The organism is Desulfurobacterium indicum (assembly GCF_001968985.1).
Lineage (GTDB): Bacteria > Aquificota > Aquificia > Desulfurobacteriales > Desulfurobacteriaceae > Desulfurobacterium_A > Desulfurobacterium_A indicum.
This window is the reverse complement of sequence record NZ_MOEN01000002.1, coordinates 1-19,700: the sequence shown is the minus strand read 5'-3', so window position 1 is coordinate 19,700 and position 19,700 is coordinate 1. Positions and strand designations below refer to the sequence as shown.

General features: G+C 38.0%; 22 protein-coding genes. 8 read left to right on the top strand and 14 right to left on the bottom strand.

The features are described 5' to 3' along the window. Window positions 1-3: 3 nt before the first annotated feature. On the bottom strand, window positions 4-1,776 hold the full coding sequence (locus BLW93_RS00755; protein ID WP_076712203.1) for an excinuclease ABC subunit UvrC: 1,773 nt from the start codon (window positions 1,774-1,776) through the stop codon (window positions 4-6). A gap of 80 nt (window positions 1,777-1,856) precedes the next feature. Between BLW93_RS00755 and dapE the strand changes: the two genes are divergently transcribed. Continuing rightward, complete coding sequence (gene dapE / locus BLW93_RS00750; RefSeq protein ID WP_076712202.1) at window positions 1,857-2,927, top strand: succinyl-diaminopimelate desuccinylase; 1,071 nt, start codon at window positions 1,857-1,859, stop codon at window positions 2,925-2,927. A gap of 49 nt (window positions 2,928-2,976) precedes the next feature. Here the strand turns inward: dapE and BLW93_RS00745 are convergent, their stop codons facing one another. From BLW93_RS00745 to BLW93_RS00725, 5 genes are all read right to left on the bottom strand, one after another. Then, window positions 2,977-3,333, bottom strand: a complete 357-nt coding sequence (locus BLW93_RS00745; protein ID WP_076712201.1) for a YlbF/YmcA family competence regulator — start codon at window positions 3,331-3,333, stop codon at window positions 2,977-2,979. Window positions 3,334-3,406: 73 nt separating this feature from the next. Beyond that, the gene (locus tag BLW93_RS00740) at window positions 3,407-4,135 is read right to left on the bottom strand and encodes an amino acid ABC transporter ATP-binding protein (protein ID WP_144443972.1); all 729 of its coding nucleotides are present in this window, start codon (window positions 4,133-4,135) and stop codon (window positions 3,407-3,409) included. A 10-nt stretch (window positions 4,136-4,145) separates the two neighbouring features. Then, a complete protein-coding gene (locus BLW93_RS00735) occupies window positions 4,146-4,865 on the bottom strand; it encodes an amino acid ABC transporter permease (RefSeq protein WP_216818645.1) in 720 nt (239 codons plus the stop codon). Window positions 4,866-4,923: 58 nt separating this feature from the next. Beyond that, on the bottom strand, window positions 4,924-5,631 hold the full coding sequence (locus BLW93_RS00730; protein WP_076712198.1) for an amino acid ABC transporter permease: 708 nt from the start codon (window positions 5,629-5,631) through the stop codon (window positions 4,924-4,926). A gap of 14 nt (window positions 5,632-5,645) precedes the next feature. Then, window positions 5,646-6,446 carry a transporter substrate-binding domain-containing protein gene (locus tag BLW93_RS00725; RefSeq protein WP_076712197.1) on the bottom strand — a complete coding sequence of 267 codons (801 nt, stop codon included), beginning with the start codon at window positions 6,444-6,446 and terminating at the stop codon, window positions 5,646-5,648. A gap of 178 nt (window positions 6,447-6,624) precedes the next feature. Between BLW93_RS00725 and BLW93_RS00720 the strand changes: the two genes are divergently transcribed. From BLW93_RS00720 to BLW93_RS00700, 5 genes are all read left to right on the top strand, one after another. Continuing rightward, window positions 6,625-7,893 carry an HlyD family secretion protein gene (locus BLW93_RS00720; protein ID WP_076712196.1) on the top strand — a complete coding sequence of 423 codons (1,269 nt, stop codon included), beginning with the start codon at window positions 6,625-6,627 and terminating at the stop codon, window positions 7,891-7,893. Window positions 7,894-7,895: 2 nt separating this feature from the next. After that, the gene (locus BLW93_RS00715) at window positions 7,896-9,467 is read left to right on the top strand and encodes a DHA2 family efflux MFS transporter permease subunit (protein ID WP_076712195.1); all 1,572 of its coding nucleotides are present in this window, start codon (window positions 7,896-7,898) and stop codon (window positions 9,465-9,467) included. Continuing rightward, window positions 9,415-10,713, top strand: a complete 1,299-nt coding sequence (locus tag BLW93_RS00710; RefSeq protein WP_144443971.1) for a TolC family protein — start codon at window positions 9,415-9,417, stop codon at window positions 10,711-10,713. The genes BLW93_RS00715 and BLW93_RS00710 overlap by 53 nt, the downstream gene beginning before the upstream one ends. Window positions 10,714-10,848: 135 nt before the next feature. Then, a complete protein-coding gene (locus BLW93_RS00705) occupies window positions 10,849-11,331 on the top strand; it encodes a permease (protein ID WP_076712193.1) in 483 nt (160 codons plus the stop codon). Then, window positions 11,328-11,849, top strand: a complete 522-nt coding sequence (locus BLW93_RS00700) for a permease (protein WP_076712192.1) — start codon at window positions 11,328-11,330, stop codon at window positions 11,847-11,849. The genes BLW93_RS00705 and BLW93_RS00700 overlap by 4 nt, the downstream gene beginning before the upstream one ends. On the opposite strand, the gene BLW93_RS00695 is transcribed toward BLW93_RS00700, so the two are convergent. From BLW93_RS00695 to hemE, 8 genes are all read right to left on the bottom strand, one after another. Continuing rightward, the gene (locus BLW93_RS00695; protein ID WP_076712191.1) at window positions 11,846-12,685 is read right to left on the bottom strand and encodes a nuclease-related domain-containing protein; all 840 of its coding nucleotides are present in this window, start codon (window positions 12,683-12,685) and stop codon (window positions 11,846-11,848) included. The two genes, BLW93_RS00700 and BLW93_RS00695, sit on opposite strands and share 4 nt — an antisense overlap. Beyond that, window positions 12,666-12,809 (bottom strand): hypothetical protein, encoded by a 144-nt coding sequence (locus tag BLW93_RS08785; RefSeq protein ID WP_158025364.1) that lies wholly within the window; start codon window positions 12,807-12,809, stop codon window positions 12,666-12,668. The genes BLW93_RS00695 and BLW93_RS08785 overlap by 20 nt, the downstream gene beginning before the upstream one ends. A gap of 6 nt (window positions 12,810-12,815) precedes the next feature. After that, window positions 12,816-13,535 (bottom strand): ABC transporter ATP-binding protein, encoded by a 720-nt coding sequence (locus BLW93_RS00690; protein ID WP_076712190.1) that lies wholly within the window; start codon window positions 13,533-13,535, stop codon window positions 12,816-12,818. Continuing rightward, the gene (locus tag BLW93_RS00685) at window positions 13,525-14,292 is read right to left on the bottom strand and encodes an ABC transporter ATP-binding protein (protein ID WP_076712189.1); all 768 of its coding nucleotides are present in this window, start codon (window positions 14,290-14,292) and stop codon (window positions 13,525-13,527) included. Before BLW93_RS00685 ends, BLW93_RS00690 begins: the two co-directional genes overlap by 11 nt. Window positions 14,293-14,303: 11 nt before the next feature. Further along, the gene (locus BLW93_RS00680; protein ID WP_076712188.1) at window positions 14,304-15,269 is read right to left on the bottom strand and encodes a branched-chain amino acid ABC transporter permease; all 966 of its coding nucleotides are present in this window, start codon (window positions 15,267-15,269) and stop codon (window positions 14,304-14,306) included. Continuing rightward, complete coding sequence (locus BLW93_RS00675) at window positions 15,269-16,099, bottom strand: branched-chain amino acid ABC transporter permease (protein ID WP_076712187.1); 831 nt, start codon at window positions 16,097-16,099, stop codon at window positions 15,269-15,271. The genes BLW93_RS00680 and BLW93_RS00675 overlap by 1 nt, the downstream gene beginning before the upstream one ends. Before the next feature lie 99 nt (window positions 16,100-16,198). Further along, a complete protein-coding gene (locus BLW93_RS00670) occupies window positions 16,199-17,542 on the bottom strand; it encodes an amino acid ABC transporter substrate-binding protein (protein WP_076712186.1) in 1,344 nt (447 codons plus the stop codon). 130 nt (window positions 17,543-17,672) lie between these two features. Further along, entirely contained in the window at window positions 17,673-18,710 is a 1,038-nt protein-coding gene (gene hemE / locus BLW93_RS00665; RefSeq protein WP_076712185.1) for a uroporphyrinogen decarboxylase, read from the bottom strand. Between the two features lie 103 nt (window positions 18,711-18,813). Here hemE and BLW93_RS00660 point away from each other — a divergent pair, with 103 nt between their 5' ends. Then, complete coding sequence (locus tag BLW93_RS00660) at window positions 18,814-19,260, top strand: hypothetical protein (RefSeq protein ID WP_144443970.1); 447 nt, start codon at window positions 18,814-18,816, stop codon at window positions 19,258-19,260. Window positions 19,261-19,262: 2 nt separating this feature from the next. Continuing rightward, the coding region (locus BLW93_RS00655; protein WP_245791970.1) for a transposase at window positions 19,263-19,700 on the top strand (438 nt) is incomplete at its 3' end.

Genomic DNA, 19,700 nt, shown 5'->3' with positions numbered 1-19,700 from the left:
CCTTCATTCTCCATAAACTTCTTTAACTCTCTTTATCAATTGAACAGCAACCTTCTCCGGAATACCAATCTGCCTCAGCTCATCAACCGTAACTGTAGCAAGTTCTTTAACATCCGGATAGAATTTCTCTATTATTCTTCTCCTCTTCATTCCCAGACCTTTCACATCATCAAAAATACTCTTCCTGAGTTTTTTACTCCTCAAATATCTATTATAAGTGATTGCAAACCTGTGAGCCTCATCTCTCAAAACAGTAAAAAATCTAAACAGGTAAGGATACTTCTTTGTTTCAACAACCTCTCCTTCATCAGTATAAATTATCTCCTCTCTTTTGGCTATGGAAAAAACCCTGAAAGAAAAACCAAAAAGCTCTCTAATTTTAATAGCTACATTAAGTTGACCGATACCTCCATCTATAAGTATAAGTGAAGGCATTTTCACTTTTTTATCCTTTATGGAGCGAAAACGACGTGTTAAAACCTCCTCCATAGAGGCATAATCATTAACACCTTTTACCGTTTTTATCCTGTAACGTCTATAATCGTCTTTAACAAATCTTCCTTTTTCCCAGACAATGCAAGAAGCGACGGTAGCTTCTCCCTGAAGAGTTGAAATATCAAAGACTTCCACCCTCTCAGGAAAAGAATCCATAAAAACAGACTCGTATTCTGCCGATAAAGCCTCAAAATCTATATTCAGGTAAATTTTGTCTCTCTTTTTCTTATTCTGAAACACAATCTTCAACATCTCTTCTGGTATCGGCTTCACATTAATGGAAAGTCCGGAAGGAACAAAATTTGCAAAAACATGAGGAGGAATTCCTCTACTTTCGAAATAGTTCCTGAGCCATATAGAACCTATAACATCAATCCCGGCAGTAGTGTCGGAAAAAAGTTCCCTCACAGTATCAGTATCCCAGGGCTCAAATGGATCAAATGAGAAAGTTTCCCTCCCCATTATAATACCGTGACGAACAATAATATGAATACCTTCAAAAAGGCCAGCCTTCTCTTCAAGATAAAAAATATCACAATCCTTATACTCATCCATAAAAACGGCATATTTTTCATAAAGATTTTTTATCGCAACAAACTGATCCCTAAGGAAAGCTGCCCTTTCAAATTCCTGCCTCTGAGCCAGATCCTCTATATGCTCATATAACCGTTGAAGGTAAGATTTAACGTTTCCCTCCAGAAAGGATATTGCACCACTTACCTGCTCCATATACTCTCTTTTAGAAACATATCTACAACACGGTGCACAACATCTTTCCATATGATACTGAATACACGGCCGATCTCGTTTTTTAAGCTCTTTACATTTCCTGAGCCTGAAAAGTCTGTGAATTAAATCCATGGTTAAACGTGCATTCTTTGCCGGTATAAACGGACCGAAGCGGCGGCCCGAAAGTTTATCCGTCTTTCTAACAAGCCTTACAGAAGGAAAAGATTCATCGGTAATCAGAAGGAAAGGATAACTTTTATCATCCTTCATAAGAACATTGAATTTAGGAAGGTGCTTTTTTATAAGTTCCGCTTCCAGAGCCAGTGCTTCCCGTTCATTCCTGACAACTACGAAATCAAAATCAGAAGAAGCCTTTACAATCCTGTAACTCTTATCGGAAGGATCCGTAGCTTTCAAATGAGAAGCTATGCGCTTTTTCAAAGAACGCGCCTTTCCAACATAAACAACCTTACCGTCATCATCATAAAACATATAGACACCGGGAAGATCAGGAACTGCTTTTAACTTTTCCTCAAATCGCTTTACACTCATAAGATAAAAGATAAACTATGAAAAGGGTAAAACAAGTAGAAAGAGCTATATTCAAATAATCAAAAGATGAGAGGTGACAGATGAAACTTTTAGAAATACTTAAAGAACTGATAAATATTCCCTCAACATACGGAAATGAAAAAGAAATCGCCGACTTTACAGAAAATTTCATAAAAGAAAACAACCCTTCTCTTAAAGTAGGAAGAGTTTCAAACACAATTATTGCACATACGGAAATCAACGACGAAAAACCGACAATAGCCTTAGTGGGACACCTTGATACTGTTCCTGGAACAAACGAATTTACTGGAAAAATTATCGACGGGAAACTTTATGGCCTCGGTGCCAGTGACATGAAGGGCGGAGATGCAGTGATATTGAAAATCATTGAAGATTCAGGAAAAGAAAATCTAAAAACACCATACAACATGGTATACATATTTTATGAAAAAGAAGAAGGTCCTTACCTTGAAAGCGGATTAATTCCTTTATATGAGAAATACAAACATCTCATTGAGAAAATAAACCTTGCAATAATCCTTGAACCTACCAACAACGCTGTTCAGGTAGGTTGTCTGGGAGTAATCCACTGCGGAATGACATTTAAAGGAAAGAGAGCCCACTCTGCAAGACCGTGGCAGGGAGAAAATGCTATTCACAAGGGATGGAAGCTACTTAAAATTCTGTCTGAAAAGAAACCTGAAAAATACGAATTCCACGGGCTAATATACCAAGAAGTAATGAACGCAACAATGGTGGATTTCACAGGTGCTAGAAATATTATTCCAGACAGCTTTACCGTTAATGTGAACTACAGATTTTCACCATCAAAAACGTTAGATGAAGCGGTAAAAGATCTGGAAAAATTAGGAAAAGAAGCTGGAGTTGACGAACTGGAGTGGAGAGATTTGTCACCTTCAGGAAGAGTATGCCTTGATAATCCAATCCTTGAAAATTTTATAAAAAGCCACAACTTACAGGTGGAACCTAAACAGGCATGGACAGATGTAGCGAGGTTTTCCCAGTGGGGAATAGATGCTGTTAATTTCGGCCCTGGACAACCTTCCCAGGCACACCAGAAAAACGAGTATATAGAAATAGAAAAACTACAAAAAAATTACGAAATTTTAAAGAGTTTCTTATCAAAATAATAAGGCCCCGAAAATTCGGGGCCTTACTGTAATCAATTCAAATAAGAAATTAGACGCCACAACCACCGCAGCTTCCACAACTTCCGTGTTGCTTAGGACCTTCAATAGCTTCTTGAAGCATTTTATTTATAGTCTCAAGCATAGCTCCAAATTGCTGGTTAGCTTCAAGAAAAGCTTTTGCCTTTTCATTCTCAGCAAATTTCTTGTAAGCTTCCTCAAGCTGTTGCATTACTTCTGGAGTCCCGGCCATTTGAGCCATCTGCTGAAGTCTCTGAAACTCATTGTAAAGTTCCATTGCTTCAGGATCGGCAAGGAGTTCTTGCTCTGCACTTCTAAGGTTTTTAAGCTCGTCTGACTTAGCGATAGCGTCAGCAAGCTCAGCTGCTTTTTTGATTACTTCAGACATATTTCCTCCAAAAATTTAAAAGTGTTAAAGGTAATCTATATCCCGACTTGATAATTTACAAACTCTACATTCTTTACATTATCTTCGAGAGAAACTCTTTTATCCGCGGATTATCCGTGTGTTTGAAAAATGTCTCCACGTCTGTATTTTCCACTATTTTACCTTTATCCATAAAAATTATTCTATCAGCAACTTCCCTTGCAAAACCCATCTCATGAGTAACACAAAGGATGGTAATATCTTCTCTGGCAAGTCCTTTCATAACATCAAGAACTTCATTCACCATCTCAGGATCAAGCGCAGAAGTAGGCTCATCGAAAAGCATAACTTCCGGCTTCATGGCAAGCACTCTGGCTATAGCAACTCTCTGCTTCTGACCTCCCGAAAGCTCGCTCGGATACTTGTGAAGCTGATCCCCCATTCTGACCCGCTCAAGGGTTTCAACAGCTATCTGCTCTGCCTCTTTCTTCTTTTTCTTCTGAACCTTAACAAGTGGAAGCATCACATTCTCAAGAACAGTCAAATGTGGGAACAAATTAAAGTGCTGAAAAACCATACCTATCTTCTTTCTTAATTCTATAGGCTTAATATCTCTTATATCTTTACCGTGAAACAGAATTTTACCCTCGTCTATCTCTTCAAGCCTGTTTATACAGCGAATCATCGTTGATTTACCGCTCCCACTTGGGCCGCATATCACTATAATTTCAGACTTTTTTACATCAAAATTTATATCATCAAGAACTTTGAAATCACCAAAGTACTTACCGACATGAATAAACTCTATAATTTTTTCTTCCATTACGTTCTCCTTAGTCACTTAACTGCTTCCTCCACTTAACCTCAAGATATCTGGCAAATCTGCTCATGGTAAAGGCAATAATAAAGTAAACAATAGCAACAATCGTAAAAATTTCCATACTGAGGAAGAGACGGTTATTTAAAATCGTCGCAGCACGGAAAAACTCTATAACACCGATAATATAGGCAAGTGAAGTATCCTTAAACATCGCAATATATTGGGAAATCAAGGCAGGAAGCATCCTCTTAATAACAAGAGGCATAATGATATAGAAATAGATCTGGAATTTGGTAAAACCCAGGCTCTCTCCGGCTTCTTTTATCCCTTTTGAAATTGAATTAAGACCGCTCCTTACAATTTCTGCAATATAAGCAGAAGTAAATATAGAAAAGGCGATCAGAGCAGCAATTACCGGTTGAACAGATATATCTTCCCCTGTCACACTTTTAACAAAGATAGGAATGGCAAAATAAACCCAGAAAATCACCATTATTAAAGGTGTCGCCCTTACGATTTCAATATAGACAGTGGCAAACCATTTAAAGAATTTAGAATTTCTCATAACGGCAAGAACAGCACCCCAGACGAGCGTAACTGGAATGAGAATAACGGTCATCAAAATAGTAAGAGCCAAACCACCTATTTGATCGGGCATTCCAAGCAACAGAAAACGAATATTATCCTTTGTTAAAACCGGTTTGAGATTAAGATGTTTAAAGTAAAAAAACATCAACACCGCAAGTATTAACATAGAACCTAAATGAATTAGGCGTTCTTTTCTCTTGTTTTCATGCAAATACGCGCCTGCCATTTTTAGAAACCCACCTATTAACAAGACTCATAATAAGCGACGTTGTAAGCGTCAAAAATATGTAAAGTATCGTCACTATGGTTGCCGCTTCAAAACCTCTGAATGTCTCTGCATCTATTTGCTGCGTAACAAAAGTTAACTCTGCAACACCTATTGTCATGGCCAGCGAAGAGTTTTTTATAAGGTTAAGATACTGATTGGTAAGAGCTGGAATAATAACGAGGAAAAGTTCCGGAATGATAACATACATTATTGTTTGAAGTCTTGTAAAACCGAGACTCATCGCTGCTTCTATCTGAGAATAGGGAATAGCGTTAAGTCCCGACCTTACAACTTCAGAAATGTAGGCAGAAGTGTAAAGAACAAGAGCTATTAAAGCAGAGAAAAAAGCGTTTGGATCTTCTACATGAAGAACTTTAGCTACAACTTTCAAGACCGGAAAAACATCAACAATGTTAAAGGAAAAGTAGATAAAGAAAATCTGAACGATAAGAGGTATGTTCCTGAAAAGTTCAACGTAGTAATAACCGAAAATTCTCAACCATTCCGAACGGGAATTTCTGAAAAAACCTATGATAAATCCCCAGATGGTAGATAAAGCTATCCCAATAAGGGATAGCTTTACCGTAGTTAAAAATCCTTGGATTATTAAGTTTCTAAACTCAATCAACAAATCAACAATCATTCAACAAACCTCTATTACTTAGGCCATACTTCAGGAAGTCTTGTAGGCTCCTTACCGAACCATTTTTTATAGATTTTAGCATAAGTGCCATCCATAACAGCATCCTGAATGGCAAAGTTAATGGCATCTCTAAAGTCACTGTCGTTCTCTCTAACACCCATACCGTAAGGTTCATAAGTGAACGGTTCACCTATAACCTTAAGTCTTCCGTGAGAATCTTTTGCTTGAGTAGCACACCAGGTATAATCGGTTGTAATAGCATCCACCTTCCCTTTCATCAAAGCCATAAGAGCCTGAGGATACTCCTGGAAGTAAACAATTTGGGCTTTCGGTTGAACCTTTTTAAAGTTCGGACCGCTTGTGGCACCTTGAATTGCAGCAACTCTCTTACCCGCAAAGTCCTTATAGCTTTTTGCAGTGCAGTCACTCCTTGCTAAAATAGCCTGACCATCAAAGTAGTAGCTAATAGTAAAGTCTATAGGAAGATCCCTTTTCCTTTTATGAGTCATTGAAGCAGCAACAAGATCAACAGTTCCACTTTCAAGCATCGGAATTCTCGTTTTAGATGTAACCTGAACAAGTTTAAGCTTAACTCCAAGCTTTTTAGCAATGTACTTAACAAGATCAACATCAAATCCTACAACCTCACCTTTCTCATTTACAAATCCAAAAGGCTTAAAGTCATACTTAACACCCACGATCATGTATCCACGTTGCTTTATCTTATCAAGCGTTCCAGCCTTTACCGGAAGGAACGAAACAAAAGCAACAAGCAGGGCAAGCAAGGTTAAATAAAGCTTTTTCACCCTTTTCATCTGACTACCTCCATAGGTTTTGATTTTATTTTATTGTAACATAAACTCATTATTATCACTAATCCAGAATATTGAAAAAATAAATAAAAATTCAAGTAAAACCGGTTGATTTTTCCACCGCTTATGATAAATTTTATGATGAACGGTGATTCATTATTCATTACGGAGAGGAAAGGCAATGGACAGAAAAAAGATTTTTTCAGCAGCAGGACTTTTAATAGCAATTGGTGCAACAATCTGGTTGGGACACTACTTTTATCTTCGTCACATTTACGTAATCTCTGAAGACGCCTTTCAAAAAGCAAATATAGTAACAGTATCCACAGAAGATGTATCAGGAAACATCAAAAAGCTGTTCGTGAAGGAATACCAGAATGTAAGAAAAGGAGAACCTCTCTTTAAAGTAGATGATGCTCTCTACAAAAAACAGGTAAAAATGCTGAAAGAAAAACTGGACGCTCTTAAATTCAAGAAAAAGTCTCTTGAAAATAAACTATCTCAGATAAAAGTGCAAATTCCCCAACAGGTCAAAATGGCTCAAGACAAGCTAAAAGCCGAACTGCAACAACTCTCCATGCTTCAAAATAAGGAAGCAATGGCATTCATTAACTATAAAGCTGGTGTTGAAAAGGCAAAAAGCGGTGTTGAAGCTGCAGAAAAAGGTGTTGAAGCTGCTAAAACAGATCTTAAAAGATGGGAAAATCAGTATAAAAGATTCAAAGAGCTTTACAAAAAAGGCATAATCTCAAAACAGCAGTTTGAAGAAATCGAAAGTGCCTACAGCGCAGCACAATTTAAATACCAGAAAGCTCTGGCAGAACTTAAAAACGCACAGGAAGGACTGAAAGAAGCTAAATCACTGATAAACAACGTTTCCATTGTAAGAAAAGAGAGAAAAGCTCTCGAAGCAAAAATCGCAGCCACAAGGAAACAGATAACGGTTGCAAAAGCAACTTTAAAATCAATAGATGAACTTAAAAACTCTATAAAGGCCCTTGAGAAAGAAATTGAAGCAACAAAAGCAGAACTTGGAAAGGCAAAAATTCTTCTGTCACATACACTTGTAAAATCACCAATAAACGGCGTAGTAGCTAAAAAGTGGAGAGAAAACGGAGATTTTGTAACACCGGGACTCCCTGTATATTCTGTATATGACCCAAAAACTTTTTACGTGTTAGCATGGATAGAAGAAGACCGCATTAAAAACTTTAAGGTTGGAGCCTACACTGAAGCTGAACTTGAAGTATGCGGTAAAACATTCAAAGGGAAAGTAACTTCCATAGGAACGGCAGCAGGCTCAACCTTTGCCCTTATCCCGAGAGACACATCTCAGGGAGAATTTACAAAAGTTACACAGCGAATTCCCGTAAAAATAAAACTGAAAGACGTTCCGAAAGTATGCATCAAGCCTGGAACAAGCGTTACCGTTTATATAAGGAAGGATTGAGCATGAATAGAAAGACGCTGATAATAGGTCTTCTAATAGTTATGGGAATGTTCATGACACTCCTTGATACTACAATCGTTGATATTGTCATTCCCCACATGATGAGTGCTTTTGACGCAAAAACAGAAGACGTTCAGTGGGTCATAATCGCATACATGATAGCATCCGCCGTCTCAATGCCGGTAGTAGGATGGCTCGGCGGAAAAATAGGCCACAGAAATACATACATCCTTGGGATTTCTCTTTTTACAACGATGAGTGCTCTTTGCGGTATTGCTCCTAACTTACAATCAATGATTCTGGGAAGAGTTATTCAGGGTGTCGGAGAAGGGCTCGCAGTGCCGATGGCCTTAACGCTTCTGTTTGAAATTTTCCCCCCTGATAAAAAAGGACTCGCCATGGGAATGTATGCAATCGGAGCTGCCTTCGGACCTTCACTGGGACCTACAATAGGTGGATACCTTACAGAACACATGGATTGGCGGTGGGTATTTTACGTTAATGTAATTCCCGGAATTCTGGTTGTTTATTTCCTTACACTACTCCTTGAAAACGTGAAAGAAGAGGAACACGATGACCTTTTCGACATAACAGGATTTAGCCTTCTTTCAATCTCTTTAACAACCCTTTTAATAGCACTTTCCAAAGGCAACAGTTGGGGATGGCACAGCGAAAAAGTTGTTCTTCTGTTTTACACATCCATAATTACAGCAGTAGCTTTTGTCTATGTGGAACTAAAGGTCAAATCACCTCTTATAAACCTGAAACTTTTTAAGTATGACTTCTTCACATACAGCTCCATTTCAAGAGTTCTATTCGGAATGGGACTATATGCATCCTATTTTATGCTTCCGCTATATCTTGAAAGGCTTAGAGGTTTCTCTACAATTGATGCCGGAGAGATTCTGTTTTTTCCTGCATTTTTAACCGGAATTGTCAGTTTAATTACAGGAGTTTTGATAGACAAGAAATTGATAAGCCTTAAAACAGCCATTATTTCTGGAATCTTAATATTTATCTACGGTACACATTTACAGTCCAGACTTGACCTTGTAATGGGAAAAACGCAGATAATTCTCCTGCTTTTGCCATGGGGTATAGGAATGGGAATATTCTTCCCCGCTCTGGCACAGGTAGCTCTTGCCGATTTCAAAGGAGAAATGTTGAGACAGTCCTCAGCACTCCAAAATCTACTAAGACTCGTGGGAGGCAGCATAGGAACATCACTCGCAACATTTATATTAACTTCAACAAAAGACGGACACTCTGTAAATATGACCGAAAGAATATCCAGTGCAGCCCCTCAGATAACAGATTACATGGCAAAGGTAAAAGCTTATTTATACTATTTCCGTTCAACTCCCTTACCTCTACTTGAAGCTAAAGCAAAAGCGATACTTGGCTTTCTGTTCTTAAAAAATGCTTTCTGGATATCTTTCAGAGATGTTTTCTTCTTTGCAACAGTTTGTGGTATTCTCTCAATTATTCCCGCTATTTTCATAAAGCCGAAGGAGGAAAAAAGTGAAGAAGGTAGTAGCAGCACTGCTGATGATTCCGTCACTGTCAATGGCTAAAGGACTGACACTAAGTCAGCTTATAGAAAAAGCAATTACCAACAATCCGGAAATAAAAATAGCAAGAAAAGAAGAGAAGATAAGTCAGTATCAATATCGAGAAGCTATAGGTAAATTTTTTCCTTCTATAAACCTTGAATACAAAAAATTTTCTCATTCTGATGCGCCTGAAATGAGTTTTTCGCTTCCACCGCTCCCTCCAACAAGCTTTCCTTTACTGGAGAAGCACTACCACGACTTCCAGGCTACTTTAACCCAGCCTCTCTTTACGGGAGGCTACCTTTTTTACAACGCAAAACTTAAAAAAGCCGCAGAAACCGCTCAATTTTACAAGTTTCAGGACTGTGTGGCAAAAGTAATAGCAGAGGTTAAGAAAGATTATTACACCCTATCAGAAGCAAAAACAGCCGTTAAAATTGCAGAAGATTATGTAAAGGCAGCAAAAAATCATTTAAGAGACGCAAAAGCTTTTTACGACGAAGGAATAGTCGCAAGGAGAGACTACCTGGAAGCGGAAGTTAAATACAGAGAAGCTCTGGAAGCATTAACAAAGGCAAAAAGCTTTTACACCGTTGCTCTTGAGAAATTAAAAACAGACACCGGCATTCAAGAAGAAAACATTGAAGTGGATAAGCTTTCTTACAAACCTGTAAACTACAACGAATCAGAACTCATAGAAAAAGCCTTTCAAAGCAACCCACTTTTAATGGCACTAAGAAAAATGAAAGAAGGAGCTAATTATGGCGTTAAAATGTCCTATTCTCAATTCTTACCTAAAATTTCCGTTATTATGGGATACGAAAAAACAGACCAGTATCCTGGAATAGGAGAATTTGACGAAACATTCGGAGCACTGGTTGTTCAAATACCAATATTCGAGGGAACTCAAAGATACTGGAGAACACTTGAAGCAAAAGAAAACAGCAAAAAAGTATCTTTAACACTTAAACAGGCAAAAGATAAAATCAAGCTTGGAATTATAGCCGCATTTTCACAACTTAAAAGTGCTGAATCAAGAATAAAAACTGCTCAAACTATGGTAGAACAAGCAAAAGAACTTTTAAGAGACTCAAAAGAACGTTACAAGGCACATGTAGGAACATCCACGGAAGTCTGTGATGCCATTGCTTACTATGTGAAAGCCGAAGGAACGCTAAATTCAGCCATTGCTGACTATAATAGATCCCTGGCCGAACTCGAATACTTTACAGGGGGACTTCCTGCTAGCCAACCTCCTATCAAATGACACTGAAAGGTGGGAGTCTCCCACCTTTTCCCCAAGAACTCCTTCCAGATTCAGTTTCTTAAATAATTTGCTCCAGATCAAAGAAAAAACTATCCCAATTTGATAAACTGAACGAAAATCAAAATCGGAGGCATCGTGAATTCTACAGCTCTTATAATAAATGGACTAACGCTTTTATGCCTCATTTTCGCATTCAAAAAGGACAGACAAAAAGCAAAAAAAGCACTTAAAATAGCACTTAAAGCTTCTTTAAGAATGGCTCCAATGGTAATCATGGTTATCCTGATTATCGGATTAATGCTTGGTTTCATACCAAAAGTCACCATTGCCAGAATTGTTGGTGAAAAAGCAGGACTCAAAGGAATAATTGTCGTCGCTTTCGTCGGAGCAATACTCCACATACCTTCTCTTATTTCGTTTCCTCTTGCTGCATCTCTGTTAAAAAGTGGAGCCTCTATCACATCAGTTGCTGTTTTTATAACAACACTCACAATGATAGGGATCGTCACACTTCCCCTTGAAATAAGAGAATTAGGAAAAAAACTGGCACTACTAAGAAACGGATTTAGTTTCATAATTGCCATAATAATAGGTCTTATAATGGGAGCAATACTATGAACAAGGCAGAAGACAAAAAGAAGCTTAAACAAGACATAATAGCTTTAATTATTACCATTATCGCAACTATCTTTTTACTTTACACATTCCCTTCAAAAAGAGCTGTTGTTTTAACAACCTCCTGGAAGTTTTTCTTCGAAATGGTATCAATACTTCCTGCCGTTATGATACTTATGGGACTTTTTGCCGTTTTTGTTCCTAATGACCTGATAATAAAACATTTAGGAGAAACGGCAGGTTTAAAAGCAATCCTTTTAGGCATACTTTTAGGAACACTTCCAACAGGACCTCTGTATGTTGCATTTCCAATGGCTTCGGCGCTTCTTAAAAAAGGAGCAAGAATCTCATGCATCGTTGCATTTTTATCGGCATGGGCGTGTATAAAAATTCCTCAGGAAATGGTAGAACTTCAATTTCTGGGATTTAAATTCATGATAGCAAGACTAATACTGACAGTTTTCTTCGTAATTATAATGAGTCTGATTATCGAAAAATTTGTCAAATATCAAACCGTTTAACCAAAACTAAAATTTTTTGTTCCTACATAAATCTCTTTTATATGTTTTAAAGAAAACTCGCAAATACGATCAAATTTGTTGAATTTGACTTTTCCCTTTGTTACAGGAATCTCTTCACTACTTCCGTCAAGCTTTCTCACTACCAAAAGATAATGAGAATCTAAATCGTGAACAAAAATTGCCCTAACATCACAGTAAGGTATCCGGTAAATACCATCCTCCCGCGTTTTGCAGGAAAATTCATCTTCCACTAATTCACCGTAAATCCATTCTCCTTCTGTATTCTTAATGTAGTCCCACGTTGGAAGAGACTCTATTCCATCTTTTATCCAAGACTGATATACTTCAGCGAACCTCTTATTCTTGCAAAATTTAATAAAATCAAGAATCTCAGAAACATAAATAAATCCTTTATCGAACGAGTGAATCTTAGATATATCAGAATCTCCATCACAAAAAGCAACCACAGGAATAAAGGCAACTTTCACAAACCGCCTATCTTTGCTGATTAAATATTCTTTCAATTTTTCTATCCGAGATTTTGTTCTTAACATCGGATTCGGATATATTTTCGAATCTTCATAATCGTATGTCTTTCGATAAACTACTATTTTCGAATCATCTATTTCTCCTGACTCTATTTCTATTTCCCGTTTAAAAATTAAAGATTTTTTCGTTATTACTCTTTTCTTTTGCAAAAAATCAATAATTCCCTTATACCGCTTAACCTCTACACAATAGACATTGCCCTCTCCGTAAATAACAGCATCTATCTCACCAAACCATCTATAATTTTTCTTATCGGGAATAAGCCTATTAATTAAAATAATAGACATATCCTGACTTTGAAAGAATAGTCCTTAGATAATCTTCGGCAGCTTCTCCATATTTTGAGAGAAAAGATTTACCAGGCGGTTTAGAAAAATCAAAGATTTTAACAAACTTTCTGAATATACTCATTCTAATTCAAAGCCCCAGATAAGCTTCTTTTACTTTAGGATCATTTTCCAGCTCTGAACCTGTTCCTTCCATAATTATCTTTCCATTTTCCATCACGTAAGCGTAATCGGATATTGCAAGTCCCAGATGAACATTCTGTTCAACCAGTAAAACCGTTAATCCTTCATTTTTAAGTTCCTGAATAATTTTGAAAATATCAAGAACAAGATTTGGAGCAAGGCCGAGACTCGGTTCATCAAGAATAAGAACCTCCGGCAACGCCATGAGTCCTCTTCCTATTGCAACCATCTGCTGCTCACCGCCTGAAAGCGTACCTGCCTTCTGGTTAGCTCTCTCTTTCAACCTCGGGAAAAGTGTGTAAACCCACTCTAATGTTTCATCTCTCTTTGCCCTTGCTCTTTTAGTGAAAGCACCCATCCTTAAATTTTCAAGAACTGTCATTTCAGGGAAAAGCCACCTGCCCTCAGGAACCATAACAAGACCTCTATCCACTCTCTTATGAGTAGGAAGAGCAGAAATATCCTCTCCATTTAAAATTACCGTTCCTCTCACATTTTTAAGAAGTCCACAGATAGATTTAAGTGTTGTTGTTTTACCTGCACCGTTTGCACCTATTATAGTGGTAAGAGAATGTCTTCTAACTTTTAGATTAACTCCCCACAAAACTTGAACATCATCATATCCAGCTTCAAGATTTTTAACTTCAAGGACAATATCATTCGCCATCTCTCTTCTCCTTCAGGAGTTTAAGAGCCATCTCGGGATCCCCCAGATAAGCTTCTATTACTTTAGGATCATTGGCAACCTCTTCCGGTGTCCCATCTGCTATCTTTTGACCGTAATCAAGAACAATTATCCTGTCAGAAACATTCATAATAGCGTGCATCAGGTGCTCGATCATAAGAATTGTTATTCCGAGGTTTCTTATCTCTTTTATAATCTCAACCATCTCTTTAACTTCACCGGGAGTAAGCCCTGCCAAAACCTCATCAAGAAGAAGAAGTTCCGGTTCCCCGGCAAGAGCCCTGGCAAGCTCAAGTCTTTTCTTCTGAGGAACGTTAAGCTTCCCAGCCTCAATATCCTTTTTGTCATAAAGCTTCACAAACTTCAAAACGTCAATCGCGATCTCTTCCGCTTCCTTTAAAGAAGCATACCGTTTACCAAAACATGCCCCTACCATTACATTTTTAAGAACCGTAAGCTCTTTCAAAGGACGAACTATCTGGTGCGTTCTTGCAATACCCAGTCTTGCCTTCTTAAACGTCGGAAGATCCGTAATATCCTGACCTTTAAAATAAACCTTACCTTCAGTAGGTTTATAAACAGACGTTATACACTTAAAAAGTGTCGTTTTACCTGCACCGTTAGGCCCTATAATGCCAAGGATTTTTCTTTTTTCTACCTGAAAAGACACCTTATTTAAAGCAACAAGACCTTTAAAACGTTTGGTCAGATTTTCAACCTTTAAAATAATTTCCGCCATTTTATCTCCCTCTACTCAAATACCTCTTTGAAAAACTTTATCTTTCTTCTTAAAAAACCGACAATACCATCAGGAATAAACAGAACAATAAGAAGAAGAATTACGCCTGAAATCGCCAGATGAAGATCCTTAAATGCAGGATTGAGAAGTAGATACGAACGAATTTCCTCGTAAGTAAGAGCTCCGACAACCGGACCGAATATCGTTCCGATTCCTCCAAGCATAACCATAAAAATCATCTCAACAGACTTCAGCAGATGAAAAGCACTGTTCGGATCAATACTTCCGTTTTTAAAAAAGAAAAGACCGCCTATCATACCCGGGAAAAATGCAGAAATCATAAAGGCAATTGTCTTATAAAGCTTCGTATTTATACCTAAAACTTTAGCAGCATCTTCATCTTCCCTAATCGAAAAAAGACCCAATCCAAACTTTGAACGCTTAACCAGAAAGCTAACAATCAGAGCCGCAAGAGTAACAATAACAAGCAAGATAAACGAATACCAGAGTGCCTTTTGAGAACCCCCATAAGGAGAATAAGCTTTCCTAAGGTTAAAGAAAAGACCTTCAGCACCGCCAAGGTAATCTATGTTCGAGATTAAAGTCTTAAACGCTTCATTAATACCTATGGTGGCTATTGCAAAGTAAGCACCTCTTAAATTTAAAACAGCCATCCCCAGAAGTCCCGCTATAAGAGCGGCAACAATTCCTCCTGCAATAAGAGCCGGAATTAGCCCAATTCCATAGTGATAGATGAGAGCAAACGTAATATATCCACCAATGCCGAAGAATACGACATGACCGAATGAAACATAACCTGTAAAGCCCATTAACACATTAAGAGAAAGAGCCAGACCTATGTAACTCAACATAACAAACATATCTTCCCTTGCCATAGGAGAACCGGTAACAATCGGATAAGCGCCACAGGCAAGTATGATTAACAAGGAAACTATAAATCCCAGATGTTTTTTCATCAGTGTCCTCCAAGAAGACCTTGAGGCTTATAAAGAAGAATTAAAATAAGAATCGTAAACTCTATGAAAGGAACAATCCCTTGATTAACAAAAAGTCCAAATACATTCTCCAGAATCCCGAGAACAATGCCACCAATTAAAGCACCCAAAGGATTTCCCAATCCTCCAATTACACAAATTACAAAACTTTTAAGTTCATAAAGTCCACCTGATAAAACAGAAAAAGGGAATATCATCGAAATCAAAGTTCCTGCTGCCATTGCAAGAGCAACACCAAGGCCAAAAGAAAAAGCCAATATCTTAACAGTATCTATTCCCATAAGCTTTGATGCATCAGGATGCTGAGAAACAGCTCTAATTGCCATACCAGTATCGGTCTTGTAAAGGAAATAATAAAGAATAACAGAAAAAACAAAAGAAAAACCTGCAGCTACCATTTTGGCAGTAAAAATATTCATACCAAGATTAAGGGCTTTCGGAGTTGTAGCAAACACAAACATTAAAAGACCAATAATTATTAAACTAACAGAATAAGTCGAAAGAAGTGTAGAAAGCTCTCCTGCATTCAGAACTCTGTGAAGTGCGGTAAAGTAAGTAATCACACCTGCTAGCAATCCAACAATAATAGCCATAAAAACTGAAATATAAGGAGGAAAATGAAGGGAAGTAAACACCACATAAGAGAAAAACATTCCTAACGTTATAAAAGCTCCGTGAGACAGATTTATAACTTTCATCACTCCCCAGATTAAAGCCAATCCCATGGCAGCAAGGCCATAAATAAGACCCAGCAAAACGCCATTAATCAACGCATCAACATAAACGTTCAAAGCAAACCTCCCACTCTGATAATCTCTAAAAGAGTGGAAAAACACACTAAACCACCCTTTCAGGGATCATCAGGGAATAAGAGGGGGAGCCCCCCTCAATTAAAACTTAGAGCAATAAGGAATAACTATCTTTGCTGTTGCTGCTTTTTCAGGATAAACAATTTCCTTGCTTAACTTACCATTCTTATTAAGCCACTGGATTATAACCATGGTATGACCTATCTGTCTTCCGTGGTATTCACCTGTATCAAATTTGATATGTCCGAAAAGCGTGTAAATGTCCATATTATCAAGAGCTGCTTTAACTTTATTACTATTAAGCGTTCCGGCGTCCTCTATGGCTCTCTCAAGAACAAGGCCTGCCGTATATCCACCAGCCGCATGATAACCTGGTACATTTCCGTAAGCATTTTTATACTCTTTTACAAACTGAGCTGCTGAAATTCCGAAAAACTCATAGCCTGAAGGTGTTGTCTCTTTAGAAAACTTAACTTTTGATTCCCACTGGGAAGGACCAGTAACGTAAAGAGCAGCTTTACCGATTTCACTAAACTCTGGAAGAGCAGGAGCAACAAGGATAGAAAGAAGATCGATTTTCAATTTGGCATCGTTAATCTGCTTGGCAAGTGTTTCACCATCTGTAAAGTGACCACCGCCAATAACTGCTTTAGCTCCAGAAGCCTTTATCTTGTTAATCATAGATGTGAAGTCAGTAGTTCCTGGTTCATAACTTTCGAAAAGAACAACCTTGAATCCGTTCTCCTCAGCATACTTTTTAGCAGCTGTAGCAACACTTTTAGCAAAGTTTGAGTTTTCATAAACAATAGCTATCTTTTTAACCTCAGGATCTTTCTGCTTTAGAATATCCACAGCATCGGTCAAGTAACGTGATGCTGGTGTGTAAATCTGATAAACATACTCGTAACCCTTAGAAAAGATCTTGTCAGAAGCAGCACCTGTTGCAATAAGGATTTTCCCATACTGCTCGGTAACAACTGCCGCAGAAGCTGTAAGACCTGAAGAATAAGGTGAAATAAGGAAGTCTGCCTGATCCTCGTTTATCAACCTTGTGTAAAGCTGTTGAACCCTATCTTTTGAACTCTCATCATCATAGCTCTTGAGAACAACTTTAAGCTTTTTGCCCAAATCCTTAACGTATATTCCACCATTAGCATTTACATCTTTAACCCAAAGTTTAAGACCATTAGACTGCTCACGACTTTCTGTAGCAAATTTACCCGTTTGCGATGAAGTATAACCTATAACTATGACATCTTTTCCTGAAGATTCCGCCTTTTGTCCCTGCTCAACAGCTGATGTTGTCGTCTCAGTTGTAGTTTTTTCCTCTTTGTTCTCACTCTTTGAAAAACAGGAAAAAGAGACCACGGCAAGAACGAGGAGGAAAACTACAGAAAGGAGTTTTTTGAAGTCCCCTTTTTTCATTCCGCAAGCCCTCCTGCAGTGAAGTTTTAAAGTTAGTTTTTAAATAGCTGATATATTATACAATAATAGCTAATATTTTTTCAATATCACTAAAAAACAGAAGCCCGAAAGATTTTCGGGCTTTCATGAATTATCTTATTTCTTTTCCTATCCTGTGAACCGTTTCAACAAGAAATTTTGCCTTTTTCGGATCAGTCTGAGGAAGTATCCCATGACCGAGATTAAAAATATGGCCTTTTGCTCTTAAACCTTCTATAAGTATTTTCCTCACCTTTTCCTCTATTATTTTCTCATCAGCAAAAAGAGCAACGGGATCAAGATTCCCCTGAATTGACTTATCTGTTCTTTCAAGAGCAAAAGGAATTTCCGTCCTCCAGTCAAGCCCTATAACATCAATATTTAACCGGTTATTAATCTCTATCAGGTGAGAGCTATTCACCCCAAAATGGATAACAGGCGTATCCGGATGCCTATCTTTTAAAGAATCAACTATCTTTTTCGTATAAGGGAAAACGTAATTTTTATAATCTTCTGCTGAAAGAACACCCATCCACGAATCAAAAATCTGAACAAGATCAACACCGGCATTTATCTGAGACGACAAATATTCTATAACAACGGCAGTTAACTTATCCATCAGAGCCTGCCACAACTTAGAATTATTCCACATTGTTGTTTTTGCAGCTCTGTAATCTTTGGTGCTCCCTCCTTCAAGAATATAACTTGCAAGCGTAAAAGGAGCCCCTGAAAATCCTATAAGCGGCTTATCAGTCAACTTACTCTTTATTATACTTATAGTTTCAAGAACATAATCTAAATCATCTTCCGGAACAGGAATCTTCAAATTTTCCACATCTTCAACCGTCTTGATGACCGGAGAAAGGACAGGACCTTTTCCAGAAACAAACTCTATATTTATACCCATCTTCTCAACAGGAACGAAAATATCAGAAAAAAGAATCGCAGCATCGACGCCTATCTCCTCTATCGGAAGAAGAGTAACCTCAGCCGCAAGTTCAGGATTTCTACACAAATCCATAAATGAACCGGCCTTTGCCCTTATTTCTCTGTATTTAGCAGAATATCTACCCGCCTGTCGCATAATCCATATAGGCGTGTAATCAGTTTTCTCTCCTTTTGCCGCTTTAAGTATTGGATGATCTTTCATAAGCCTCTCCTTAAAAACTCTTGCTTTGAAACGGAAGAATTATAACAAAGCAGTAAAAATTAAAACCTTGATGAAACATTCTCTGAAGTCCTCTGAAGACAAAATGTTTAGAATTTTAGTTAACACGCAACTTGGCTCAGGAGATGGATGGAAAGTTACAGATAACGGAACATGGGAAAATGTCGGTATTCCATACTATGTTAATGGTGATCTTTACATAGACAATAACGGAAACCCACCCGCACCAACCCTTGAAATAAGAGACACAACCGTGGTGATGGCAGGCGGAAGCTCTATAAATGTTGGAAATGACCCAGGCGGGCTTAAAGCTTACAATTCAACATTCACAACTGTAAACAAATCAAAAGGTCAATGGATAGGTATTATTTTTGAAAACAGTCTTACAGAAGGGCTTCTTGAAAACTGTACCGTAGAGTACGGTGGAGCAGATTCAGGATATTCGGGATACAGCGGTGCCGCAGATGATGACGGAAACATTCTCGTAATAGATAACGCCGTTACCGTCGGTAGTGTACGATATTTTGTGTAAGCTTGAGAAATGGGATAACCTCCTGGGGAACACCCCACAAATACCAACCCCAGGAGGCAAAAATGGAACTACAGAAGATTTTACCAGACCTAGTTAAGGAAGTGGTAAAGCAAACCTTAGAGTCAATCATGACGGCTGAAAGAGAAGTGTTTCTTAAAGAACATGGAGGAACAAAGAACGGCTTTTACGTTAGAAACTTAGATACTGTTATCGGTAAGCTTGAAAATCTGAGAATTCCAAGAGATAGAGAGGGAAAATTCAGAACAAAGTTGATAGAACCTTATAGAAGAAGAGATATCAATCTTGAAGACTTAATACTTGGGATGTTTGCCTCTGGTATGAGTGCAAGAGCAGTAGCCCAGGCTCTTGAAAGCGTGTTTGAACTTAAATACTCACCCTCAACCATAAGCAAAATATCGCAGGTAACCTTAGAGGAAATA

Coding starts and splice junctions, on each gene's coding strand:
- BLW93_RS00755 (WP_076712203.1), bottom strand. CDS start 1,776: ATGAGTGTAAAGCGATTTGAGGAAAAGTTAAAAGCAGTTCCTGATCTT.
- BLW93_RS00715 (WP_076712195.1), top strand. CDS start 7,896: ATGAATAGAAAGACGCTGATAATAGGTCTTCTAATAGTTATGGGAATG.
- BLW93_RS00730 (WP_076712198.1), bottom strand. CDS start 5,631: ATGATTGTTGATTTGTTGATTGAGTTTAGAAACTTAATAATCCAAGGA.
- BLW93_RS00660 (WP_144443970.1), top strand. CDS start 18,814: ATGTTTAGAATTTTAGTTAACACGCAACTTGGCTCAGGAGATGGATGG.
- BLW93_RS00735 (WP_216818645.1), bottom strand. CDS start 4,865: ATGTTTTTTTACTTTAAACATCTTAATCTCAAACCGGTTTTAACAAAG.
- BLW93_RS00670 (WP_076712186.1), bottom strand. CDS start 17,542: ATGAAAAAAGGGGACTTCAAAAAACTCCTTTCTGTAGTTTTCCTCCTC.
- BLW93_RS00685 (WP_076712189.1), bottom strand. CDS start 14,292: ATGGCGGAAATTATTTTAAAGGTTGAAAATCTGACCAAACGTTTTAAA.
- BLW93_RS08785 (WP_158025364.1), bottom strand. CDS start 12,809: ATGAGTATATTCAGAAAGTTTGTTAAAATCTTTGATTTTTCTAAACCG.
- BLW93_RS00690 (WP_076712190.1), bottom strand. CDS start 13,535: ATGGCGAATGATATTGTCCTTGAAGTTAAAAATCTTGAAGCTGGATAT.
- hemE (WP_076712185.1), bottom strand. CDS start 18,710: ATGAAAGATCATCCAATACTTAAAGCGGCAAAAGGAGAGAAAACTGAT.
- BLW93_RS00720 (WP_076712196.1), top strand. CDS start 6,625: ATGGACAGAAAAAAGATTTTTTCAGCAGCAGGACTTTTAATAGCAATT.
- BLW93_RS00740 (WP_144443972.1), bottom strand. CDS start 4,135: ATGGAAGAAAAAATTATAGAGTTTATTCATGTCGGTAAGTACTTTGGT.
- BLW93_RS00695 (WP_076712191.1), bottom strand. CDS start 12,685: ATGTCTATTATTTTAATTAATAGGCTTATTCCCGATAAGAAAAATTAT.
- BLW93_RS00745 (WP_076712201.1), bottom strand. CDS start 3,333: ATGTCTGAAGTAATCAAAAAAGCAGCTGAGCTTGCTGACGCTATCGCT.
- BLW93_RS00725 (WP_076712197.1), bottom strand. CDS start 6,446: ATGAAAAGGGTGAAAAAGCTTTATTTAACCTTGCTTGCCCTGCTTGTT.
- BLW93_RS00700 (WP_076712192.1), top strand. CDS start 11,328: ATGAACAAGGCAGAAGACAAAAAGAAGCTTAAACAAGACATAATAGCT.
- dapE (WP_076712202.1), top strand. CDS start 1,857: ATGAAACTTTTAGAAATACTTAAAGAACTGATAAATATTCCCTCAACA.
- BLW93_RS00680 (WP_076712188.1), bottom strand. CDS start 15,269: ATGAAAAAACATCTGGGATTTATAGTTTCCTTGTTAATCATACTTGCC.